The 10028-nt window shown below is 56.2% G+C and carries 3 protein-coding genes and 6 pseudogenes; 5 read left to right on the top strand and 4 right to left on the bottom strand.

Features of this window, described 5'->3' with window-relative positions:
* Window positions 1-125: 125 nt before the first annotated feature.
* The 4 genes and pseudogenes from ACLFKU_RS41170 to ACLFKU_RS41185 all read left to right on the top strand — a co-directional run.
* Window positions 126-713: pseudogene (locus tag ACLFKU_RS41170) on the top strand (IS66 family transposase); the annotation flags it as partial.
* 148 nt (window positions 714-861) lie between these two features.
* Window positions 862-1150: pseudogene (locus ACLFKU_RS41175) on the top strand (IS5/IS1182 family transposase); the annotation flags it as partial.
* A gap of 662 nt (window positions 1151-1812) precedes the next feature.
* Entirely contained in the window at window positions 1813-2400 is a 588-nt protein-coding gene (locus tag ACLFKU_RS41180; protein WP_410853047.1) for a hypothetical protein, read from the top strand.
* Window positions 2401-3744: 1344 nt separating this feature from the next.
* Window positions 3745-3876, top strand: a pseudogene (locus tag ACLFKU_RS41185) (IS481 family transposase); the annotation flags it as partial.
* 85 nt (window positions 3877-3961) lie between these two features.
* Here the strand turns inward: ACLFKU_RS41185 and ACLFKU_RS41190 are convergent.
* A pseudogene (locus tag ACLFKU_RS41190) lies at window positions 3962-4171 on the bottom strand (IS6 family transposase); the annotation flags it as partial.
* 163 nt (window positions 4172-4334) lie between these two features.
* Here ACLFKU_RS41190 and ACLFKU_RS41195 point away from each other — a divergent pair.
* Window positions 4335-5292, top strand: a pseudogene (locus ACLFKU_RS41195) (transposase); the annotation flags it as partial.
* Between the two features lie 338 nt (window positions 5293-5630).
* On the opposite strand, the gene ACLFKU_RS41200 reads toward ACLFKU_RS41195, so the two are convergent.
* From ACLFKU_RS41200 to ACLFKU_RS41210, 3 genes and pseudogenes are all read right to left on the bottom strand, one after another.
* Window positions 5631-6047, bottom strand: coding sequence for a 6-carboxytetrahydropterin synthase (locus ACLFKU_RS41200; RefSeq protein WP_410853048.1), 417 nt, complete (start codon window positions 6045-6047; stop codon window positions 5631-5633).
* A gap of 515 nt (window positions 6048-6562) precedes the next feature.
* A pseudogene (locus ACLFKU_RS41205) lies at window positions 6563-6961 on the bottom strand (DUF2165 family protein).
* 401 nt (window positions 6962-7362) lie between these two features.
* Entirely contained in the window at window positions 7363-7875 is a 513-nt protein-coding gene (locus ACLFKU_RS41210; RefSeq protein WP_368587464.1) for a hypothetical protein, read from the bottom strand.
* Window positions 7876-10028 lie beyond the last annotated feature (2153 nt).

The raw sequence follows: 10028 nt of genomic DNA on the forward strand, positions 1-10028 counted from the left end.
GCGTTGCGACGAATATTATGCCGAGTAATTCGTCACCTCGATCACGACAGTCCGCTGCCGGCCAACTGCGTCACAACATAAAACCCAACTTGGGATAATGGGCCTTATGCGGAGTTCGGCATAAGGCTCATGCGAGACGGAGCTTCGTCGACGCGCTCAAGGGGCAGAGGAAACCCGGTTGCCGCGTAGCGCAGGCACTCAAGTACTTAGAGGCACTGTACTAGGTCGAGCGGCTTGCCAAAGGGAATCGGCCTGAAGGCGAGACGCGTATCGGCTACATGTACCGCCTGCGCCAGCAGCACAGTGTTCCATTGCTCGAAGCATTCAGCAAATGGCTCGATGAGCAGACCCCTGAGGTGTTGCCCGAGAGCCTGCTGGGCAAGGCAATTGGCTATACACGCAACCAGTGGGAATACCTGAGCCGCTATGTGGCAGATGGGCTTGCCCCGGTAAACAATAACGTCATGGAACGCGATATCCGCCCCTTCTGCACAGGCAGAACTTCGGGGCTGTTCAGCGACACCTTTGCCGGAGCAAAGGCGAGCGCCATGGTGTACAGCTTGATCCGGACCTGTCGGGCCTGCGGCGTCGAGCCCTATGCGTACCTGCTACACGTGCTGACCGAGTCGCCGCAACGCGCGCCGGATGCGGACATCAGCGATCTGCTGCCGTTCAACTATGCGAAGCGCAGCGCCGAGTCGAAAGCGAGCTGACACACAAGACGCGCGCAGGCCGCCACGTCGGCGCACACTCCCCGAACACAATTGGAAACATCGCCGGTCAATATCGACCGTCGCGATGGGGCTACGCACGCGCGCAGAATGCAAACGATTCCTCATTCGCTGTGCTAAATCTAGCGCTTACGGTGTAGAGGTATTGATCACGGCGACGCGTCGGAGGACGCGGGTAATTAGGACCCGCTCGATGCCGGGCAATGCGCACGACGGTCATCTCATGGAAGAAGCGCTGGACTACGCGGCGATTCTCAGTGACGTCCAACCTGAAATCGTGATCGTCGACCGTGGTTGCCGGGGGCGCCGAACCGGACAGCGTTAGGGTCTACCACCCCGGTCTGCGCCGTGGCATCACGCGAACGTTGCGCGTCATGATCCGGCGGCGTAGCGCGATTGAGCCGACCATCGGGCATATGTAGACGGATGGCGCGGTAGAACGCACTTCCAAACGATTAAAATATTAAACAATCGTTATGGCATTAAAAAAACGTTTTATATCAGTGTGACTGGTAATTAGTGATATCGTGGCATTTATTTTGCACAGTATCAGAATCCGAGGTTTAGACCTTGTGCGCGGCAACGAATTTGCGCAGTTATAGGCATCCCCGTCTGGCGCTCGATGGCCTTCGTTGCCGACGTGGATGATGGCTAGTTGACGAGTGTTTTACTTACAAAGGAAGGCATGAATTTCTTTCGCGAAAACGTTCTCGGCGCTGTGTTGCTGCTATGCGTTCTTTGTGCAGGATCGGCTCATGGCGATTTATCACTGTCCGGGACTCCGCCGGACCCGATGCGGTATTGACCAGCATAATATCCTATACAGGAACTGTCACGCTTGAAAAGGCCAATGACTTGGTTTCTGCGTTGGAACAACGCCAATCACGGGCAATGCGGGCCACTGAAAATCAGTGGCACAAGATTGTCGCGCTGATCTGATGAAGTTACCTGCCGGCGGGACGTCATAGACCCGCGAGGCAGTTCTGGGCGGCAATGGGCGTACTTGCATGGATTCGACCACGGCTGAGCCGTGCGAGGGCGTGCGCGTCGCGTTCTATCGGGCAACACCTACGGAGGCAGCATGACCTGCATTGTGGCGCTGACAGATGGCAAGAAGGTTTACATGGGTGCGGATTCGGCAGGAGCGGGGGGTGGGTCCATCACCGTGCGCGCCGACCCCAAGATTTATCGGGTGGGACCGTTCCTGATCGGCTTCACCACATCCTTCAGGATGGGGCAGCTTCTGGGCCATAGTCTGACCGTCGCGCCGCGCCCTGAGGGCACCGATGTGTTCGCCTTCATGTGCACGACGTTCATTGAGGCGGTACGCGCTTGCTTTACCCGCGGCGGATTCGCGCGCAAGGACGGTGAACGCGAATCGGCTGGCACTTTTCTGGTTGGGTACATGGGGCGCATCTTCCAGATTCGCGGCGATTATCAGGTTGCTGAACGCGCCGTGAACTTCGATGCCTGTGGTAGCGGCGAACAGGCGGCGCTGGGCTCACTGCATACCACCGTCGGTGTGCCGATGCGGCCGGACGTCAGACTCGAACGCGCTTTGGCCGCGGCGGCCGAATTTTCAACGGGAGTCCGTGGCCCGTTCCGGATAGAAGTGCTGGACGGCCAGACCGCTCAACGATCGGTCGAAGAAGAGGTAAGCGACGTTTGATCTACCTGCCGCTCACTTACGACGAATGGGTGATGGTTGAGCCGCTCTTCGGTTCGCAGACGCTTGGCCTTGGCCGTCCGCGCGTCGCCAGTCTGCGGGCTGAAAGCCATCGTGCATGTGCTGACCAAGGAATGCCGCTTGGGGCATCTGCTGCAGAACCTCGGCTTCCCGTCACACATTACCGCCCGGCACAACTCCAAGCGCTGGCAGCAGAAGGGCACGATGGACGTCGTGCTTGCGGCTCCCGGGGTCGCTCGGTCGCGTACTGAGGCAGAGCCATGCCCAGAAGGCGGTCGGCGTACACGTCGCGCGCGGCGGGAATGAAGATCTTAGTCACGGTGCGGTACGAAAACCCCTTCGCCGAACAGCAGGCAGGTTCTCCGGAGGATCAAGATGGTGCAACTGAAAGTGGCTAAAGGCGAGAAAGTCTTCGATTATTTGGGAGGGCGTAGCATTCGGTCACTGATGTTCTATGTGAACGGAAAGGAATACGACAGATTGGTCGTGACGTCTATTTAAGGCTGAAGGAAACGGTCAAGAAATGGCTGCCTCAATACGATGTCGTTGGGCCTGAAATCATCGAGGGTCAGTCAGGAGCGAAGAAGTGGTGCGCCTTCAACGACGATGCAGCGCTCAAGGCGTCGTCAGTAGCGAAGTTACAGAACGAAATGACGCAGAACTAGAGGGAGCAGGCCAACGCGAATCCTTGCTGGTGATCAGAAATTCGAGGCAGTCTACAGTATTGACGGCCGATTCTTCCGGCGCTTCATCGGACTGGCGCGGACGCGCCCGCGCGCGTGGCGTTCGTGGCTCCTGTCGGTGTGCATGTTGCGTTTTCGATCGTGGACACTGCACTCGGTGCCAAGCTGTCGTTTATCACCACAGAAATGAGGGTTGCACTGCTGTTGCGCCACGCGGTGCATTACTGCCACCTGTTCGCCCTTTTTACGTTGGTGAGTCTTGTGATCAATGGTGGCGTGGTTATCTGTTCTCCAGCTTATAGTCAGTCGGTTGACCTTGCACCGGCACGCGTGACTGACACGCGACCTGGTGCGGGGTTATCTGCGTGGCCGTGCGCATTTTCCCGTCGAGCAGGACCTCTGTGAGTGTCGGGCATCGACCGTCGCTGCTCGCGTATCACACCCTAGGGCTGAAACTGCAAGGGGATAGGAATGTGCGTGAAAAGGTGGAGCGACTAGGACGTAGTCGTTTTGAGCGCTGCAGTTGGCCGAGATCCGTTATCGTGAATCAACCAGCGATATGCGGTGGACTAGGCAAAATCTGACACTTGTTGGGTTTTCATGCTGGCGCGCATCGGCGCGGAGGACGTAGCGGGTAGCGGCGATGCACGTCGCGAACACCGAGGAGTCCGAGACTGAGGAGCAAAAGGTAATCCGTGCCAAGGTCGGCACGCTCGGGTTGGCCCATCAACTTGGCAATGTCAGTCAGGCCTGTCGGGTAATGGGTCACTTGCGGTCGAGGCTGCCGTTGCCGAATAGCGGGGAGGGAAAGCGCTTGTTCAGAAAACGGACGGAACTTGTGCGATCTCTGTGAAACGCCGCTACGCGGCGAAACGCTCCCCGAGCTGTTTGCGGTAGGGTGAGGCGCATAGCAGATGTCGCTTGAGCGTGAAGTGCTGTGAGATCGAGCCGAAGCTCGATGAGAAAGTCTGCGTGCGCTCAGGATCGCGGAAGCCGCGCATGCGTCGCTCGCGTTCACCTGTCGCCGACTGAGGACTGCTTGCGGCCCGATTACTGACCTGAGCGCGGGCTGCGCCGGAACGCGCGACTTGCTTCAAACCTTTGAAGATAAAAGGTTCATCGAAGGAAGCCGAGGAGCTTTAGGGAGCGATTGCGTAGCCTGAGACCTGAGTTTAAGGAACTCAGGAGGCGGGTTGGTTCGATCGCATTGCACTGCAGGCACTGGCGTGCTGGATGGGTTATCGTTGGGGTGCGTGGAATGGCCGCAATGTGAAGGCCAGACGCTATCGCTGTAACTGAAGCCGGTGAAGCAAGGCTATGTACCGCGAGCAGTGCGGAGCGCGGTGCCGGCAGATCCATGAGACGACGGTTCGGTGCGTCCGCGATCTCCCGCCGTTCGAGTACCGGGTGGTGCTGCATGTGCTGCGCCACCGGGTTTGGTGGGCATGGTCCACGTCTGCCAGCCCAGATCGTAGAAGGCAGCCACCGCCTGTACGCCGGGCGCCTGCACCAACTTCTCGCAGGCCTTGGCACACCACGGTCAAGTTGATCGACAAGATGCGCCCGCGCGCTCGTGTGACCGAGCCGGACTGGTCGATGATCCTCTATCTGTCGACGGACGAGTTTGCGCTTCATAAGGGTCATCGCTACGCGGTGGTGGTGGTCGATCCGATCGGCCGACAGGTGCTCTTGATCGGTCCCGGACGTTCCCGCGAGATCGCGCGGGCCTTTTTCGAGCGGCTTCCTGAAGGCGTAGCCGGGCACATCCAGGCAGTTGCCATCGATCTGGCGATGGCCTATGAACTTGAGATCACCGCCCACTGCCCACAGGCGGAAATCGTCTGCCACCTGTTCCACGTCGTCGCCAAATACGGGCGGGAAGTCATCGATCGCGTGCGCGTCGATCAGGCCAACCAGCTTCGCCATGACCGGTTAGCCTGCAAGGTCCTGGAGTCCAGCCAATGGCTGCTGCTGCGTAACCGCCGCACCCTGAACCTGAGCAGTCGGTGCACCTCAAGGAGTTACTGGCCGCTGACCAGCCGCTGTTATGCATTTACGTGCTGCGCGACGAACTGACACGGCTGCGGTTCTACCGCAAACCCGCTTCGGCAAAGGAGTGGGAGAGTGGTTCGAGCAAGCCCAGCAAAGCGGGATTACCGCTCTGAAATTTGGTCGTCCGATGCTGGACGGGACATGCTCATCACGGTTCGTCAATGCAAACGCTCGAACTAAGTCGCTGACAAGAATCGCCACGGCATCAAACGACTCAGGAAACCGATTTTCGATTTTCGAGGTTCTCCAGTGCGCGCGCATTAAGCTGCCATCGACGTCGGCACTAATACAAAAAAAGGAAGGGCGGATACTGGTATGATTAAAATCGACCAAATAGCAATCCGTCAGGATCTTCGTGTTTCCGCGCCATTGCGGCAACACTCCGAGCAGGCGCCGACCGGTGGTGCGGCTAAAACAGGTAGATGCCACTGCAATTGCGGACGACTTCAATTCGCACTTCCACCAGCAGAGGGTCGTCTACTCACAGCAATATACGATGATTCCAATGTCCTCGGTCCAGTCGCATAGCAGCGTCTTAACCACGCGAAGTCGATCACGCCCGAGACCGTTAACGGGCACCGCCTCACACACAAGGTGGATGCGGTAACTATGGCCATGCAGATTCTGGCGGTCGCCTTCATGCCAGTAGATCCGGTGCCCGCATGAGATGTCGTGATAACGCTCGCCTGTACGAAGTCGAAAATCTATTGCCGTCATGCGATGGTCAGGAATTCGTCGCATCCGGCTTTGCGATCCCGTGGTAAGCCCCGCGTGACACCGCTCGTCATGGTGGTTGCTGGTGAGGCATGCCACGCGTCGTCGTGCGAATGCGTCGCGCGGACCGCCACGCCGCAATCCCCGCAGTTTTATTAGTGTCTTGATCGGCCCCGTCATGGCCGCTGGCGAAGCTGGCAGGGGCTAGCATGGTCACTGTTCGTGACCCATATGCAGTACCGTCGCATCGTAGTGCGAGCGGGTGTTCCAATTGCAACAGTCGCACATCTGCGGGCAATAGTACTTGAGGTAGCTCATGATCGTGAAAAAAGTCGACAAGCTCGTGGGGTAGAAGTCTGCACAGTGAATGCGGACCGTCGCCGCGGGAAGCAACGGAAGGCGACTGAGGAAGTGAACCGTTTCGATTCCCCTTAGGAGAATCTGGATGTGTGATTCGCTCAGTGCAAGAACAAGCTAGAGCGTCAGGGGTGCTGGTACGCCAAGGAGAAACTTATCGTCCCGTTCACGGCCCGATGCTAGGGGCGGTGCTCCGGAAGCAAACCGTATACGGTGCGCGCCATCACATGCTTGGGTTACGTATCATTGCCAGCCCCACTGCCGTCGTCCCGCCGCCTGTTCGCTGCGCGTACTGGGCTAGAACGGTGGTCAACAGCGGCTGCATTTAGGCCTGGCTCCTAGGATGTTCGGTGCGGTGTAGCCGGTCGACCGTTCTCGTCGTCTGCCATCACCAAGTAGATGAGTACGAGGAGGAATGTCACGAAAAAGTAAAAAGCAGTTTGGAGACCGTACCATTGCTTTGACATCCACATACCAAACCATTCGCCACCGATCATCATGAAAATCACTTGCCACGTCAGAAAACCCAGCGTAATTCCCGAAATGGCCCACCCTCGGGCCGATAGGAACGTTGCATCGCCATCATGGCGTGCACGCATCAAATTTAGCCCGCCCAATCAGCACAGGGCAGCCGTCAGTATCTGCATCGCAATAATGGTCACTTAGCCTGCATGATGGACCTGCGTCCGGCGGATTGACCGATAGAGGATTCCGTTTTCCGGAAAAGTCTTATCCATTAAAAACACATGATGTACGGAGGCGAAGTTGTGGCGTAATCGGTAATGTTGTCGATGGCCACGACCGAGGTAAGCAGGTCCATTGCGAGTACCATTGCGGCTTTGGAAAGGCGGACTGAGTCAGACAGACTTTCCTATTATTCTGATTGCACTGCCTCGCGTTAAGGGCGGTTCGGGCAACCCAAAAAATTGCTCACGTCAGTCTTCTCATTACAGCGCTCACAAAGATGGCGGGGCGACAGAAGGAGGGCGCACGGATTCATTCTCCGGCCCCAAGGGTTCTCATTTCTGGCATTCGCAGTTGTGAGGCGAATAATAGTCCCAGCCCCCAAAACGACATTCAGTCAGTAATTCGATAAGTTCGTGGAGAGTTGGCGGACGGACGTGCTTTCATGCTCCCGCTAAAGCCTCTTTAGTTCGTCGACTAGCTCATCGACTGTGCGTCGATAAGTTGATGGTGACTTTTCTTTCATGCGTTTGATCGCCTCTACAATTTGCTGGACGGTTGAGGGACTATTATTTTTGAGCTCTTGAATTCCGTCTCTCATGGAGACGAAGCTCTCATAGTCATCGCGACTGGCAGGGGAAAGAGCGCTTCTTTTATGAGGATCAGTGGAATAGAATTCATCGGCCATGGGTGTCAAGACAGCAAGTATTTCTCCGAGCTGATGGCCGTATGAGTATCGCTTTATAATAGCGCGTTCCTTTGCAGGATCTCTCGCGCCCGTAATGTTCAGATTGAATAGTCCGATTTGACCTACCGCCTCGCCCCATGCAGATATCCACTGTGAAACGTCACCGGAAAATGGCAATTGGTTCTGGGTCAAAAGTCTGCGGCCCCATTCGGTCCAATCGGACGCGATCTCGGCTGGCGAGATTGGACGCGGTGGTTCTATTTTCAGTTCCTTGTTCATTTCCGACTCCTTTCGCGACTTCCATGAAATAGTGCCAATGTATGCAATCAGCTCAATCGCGATCAAAAGATGTGTCTGTAGCTTGATGTGACATCGATGGCGTATGCTTTCGGTCCCGGTTTTCTTCGACGATTTCGATCTTCACCGTGTGGCATCGTTCAACTCTACAAAGCTATTTAACTGCCGGCTACCAAAGGCGTCAAGTACAAGTGTTCAATCTCGAAGGCGCGTGAGCTTGGATGCCGTCCACGGATGTCTAACCGTCATTACCGCTCAACTGAGCACTGCGCATAGTCGCCCGGAGATGTGGGCCCAAAGTGCAGTGTTGTCCATTGGAGATATGCTTGCGCTAAGACAAATCAGCTCGCGCAACCTTCGATACGAGTCCATGCCCGTGATGTTTTGGACTGAATTTATCAGCACTGGCTACAAAATATCATGTCCTTATAAAGGCGATACCCGGAACCAGTCACCGAAATTGAGCAGCTACTGAGACTTGCATGCGCGCGGTCAGCCAAGGACTCTGTCGAAAGAACGGGTGAGTTTGTGCCGATGGTGAACGCGCTCCGTGACTTCGCGGTCGCCGTTGCGACGGCAACTATGTCACGGGGTGTGTAGCATGTCGATGCAAACGTCCAATCGATGATACGCGGTGGGCCAGGATTCGGGAAGTTTTCGCCAGAATGATTGTGGGCCCGTCGATATGAAAAGAAATCAAGTCAGTCGCCGGGTTGAGCAGCGGCACCTTTCGCTGGAATTCGAGCCGAGGCAGTGGATCTGAAGCGAAGGTGCTTTGGGCACCGCGGCTTCGACCGAGTTCCCCCTTGCGCTCTAACTCCTTGAGTTTGAGCGACATCAACGGCATCGTCATGTTGGCCGCTGTAGGCTGGGCTGTGTCCACAAAAAAGTAGTTTTTTACAAGCTATGTTTCGACCGTGCAAAAAGAATTCCCATGCCCTGTCGCGAGGCGTTTTTTGAGTGTGACGCGATGATGTGCGGGGTTCGTCTGACGCCTGGGAAGGGCGAAGTGCTGTTGGATCGGATCGGTCGATTCGGTCCTTTTGGTAGAGATTTGGTTCCTAAATGGATTTCTTGCAAAAACAGGCAAGTGGGCGTTATAGAAACATTTTTAGATATTACCGATGGGTTCGGCAATGACTCGCTCTTAAGAAGAATGCCGCTAGGTCTCCATGTTCTCTACGCGGTGCCAGAGCTGATTGGACGCCCTTTCCCCGGACGGTATGATACCTGCGTTAACTTTGGTGGTCCGAACCTCAGCTCCGACGATAGTTACTGGAAAAAACAATCCTCTTAGGATAGGGATATCTGCGGTAGTTTTACGCTGCTTCAATGTATTTTCACCATCGGCCTTCCGTCCATCGCAGGGCGGCAATGGCCATTTTGTTGCATCTAAGACGGGCGGATGTCGGGAGCGCGACAAAGCGACGGCGGAAATCGTTGGGGACGGGGACTGGGCGTCTCTTTCTCATGGCGTGCAAATTGCCCGAATGTGGCGCGGCACCTCGCCATAAGGAAGTCTGCTATGCTCACAAAACGCGACCGGCCCTCGGACGCTTGACGCCAGTGTTTGTCGAAGCGATCCCGCAGATCGGCTAACGGAGGCGGCTGTTGTCCAAGCCGCGCATTGCCCGCCAATCGCAATATTGCTTTGTTACTCACTGCTCTTCTCCGTTTTCGCAACAACAATTAACCATGTCGCGTGACCGCGGTGACGTATCGTGGAAACTGGTCAATTGCTGCACTGCAGGAACTTTCGAATGTTGCTGAGCATATCCGCAGCACATTTGATTGAAGACAACGAGCGGCTAGGAAGTCGGCGAGATACTCGCAAGCATGAAGTGCGTTTGGCACGCCTGCTTGCGAGTTGGTACACCTCACCCATGCAGGGCGGCAGTCGCTCAACTGCACGCCGCAACGATCTATCCAATTGGACATGCACAGATGGGCCAAGTTACTCGTTATATGCTGCTGACCGGCGCCAGCCGCGGTATCGGTCATGCCACAGTTAAGGCTACGCTGAACAAGCAGCTGAATTTGCGACGTGTCGGCGATGTAGAGGTGTTCAGGTCGTGAAGCCGACCGTCATCCTTTGGTTTTTGGCCCTTGCGGGCATTGCACGCGGGCGTTTTGCC

It is taken from the genome of Paraburkholderia sp. EG304, from assembly GCF_046543485.1.
Classification (GTDB): Bacteria; Pseudomonadota; Gammaproteobacteria; order Burkholderiales; family Burkholderiaceae; genus Paraburkholderia; species Paraburkholderia youngii.

Coding starts and splice junctions, on each gene's coding strand:
- ACLFKU_RS41210 (WP_368587464.1), bottom strand. CDS start 7,875: ATGAACAAGGAACTGAAAATAGAACCACCGCGTCCAATCTCGCCAGCC.
- ACLFKU_RS41180 (WP_410853047.1), top strand. CDS start 1,813: ATGACCTGCATTGTGGCGCTGACAGATGGCAAGAAGGTTTACATGGGT.
- ACLFKU_RS41200 (WP_410853048.1), bottom strand. CDS start 6,047: ATGACGGGGCCGATCAAGACACTAATAAAACTGCGGGGATTGCGGCGT.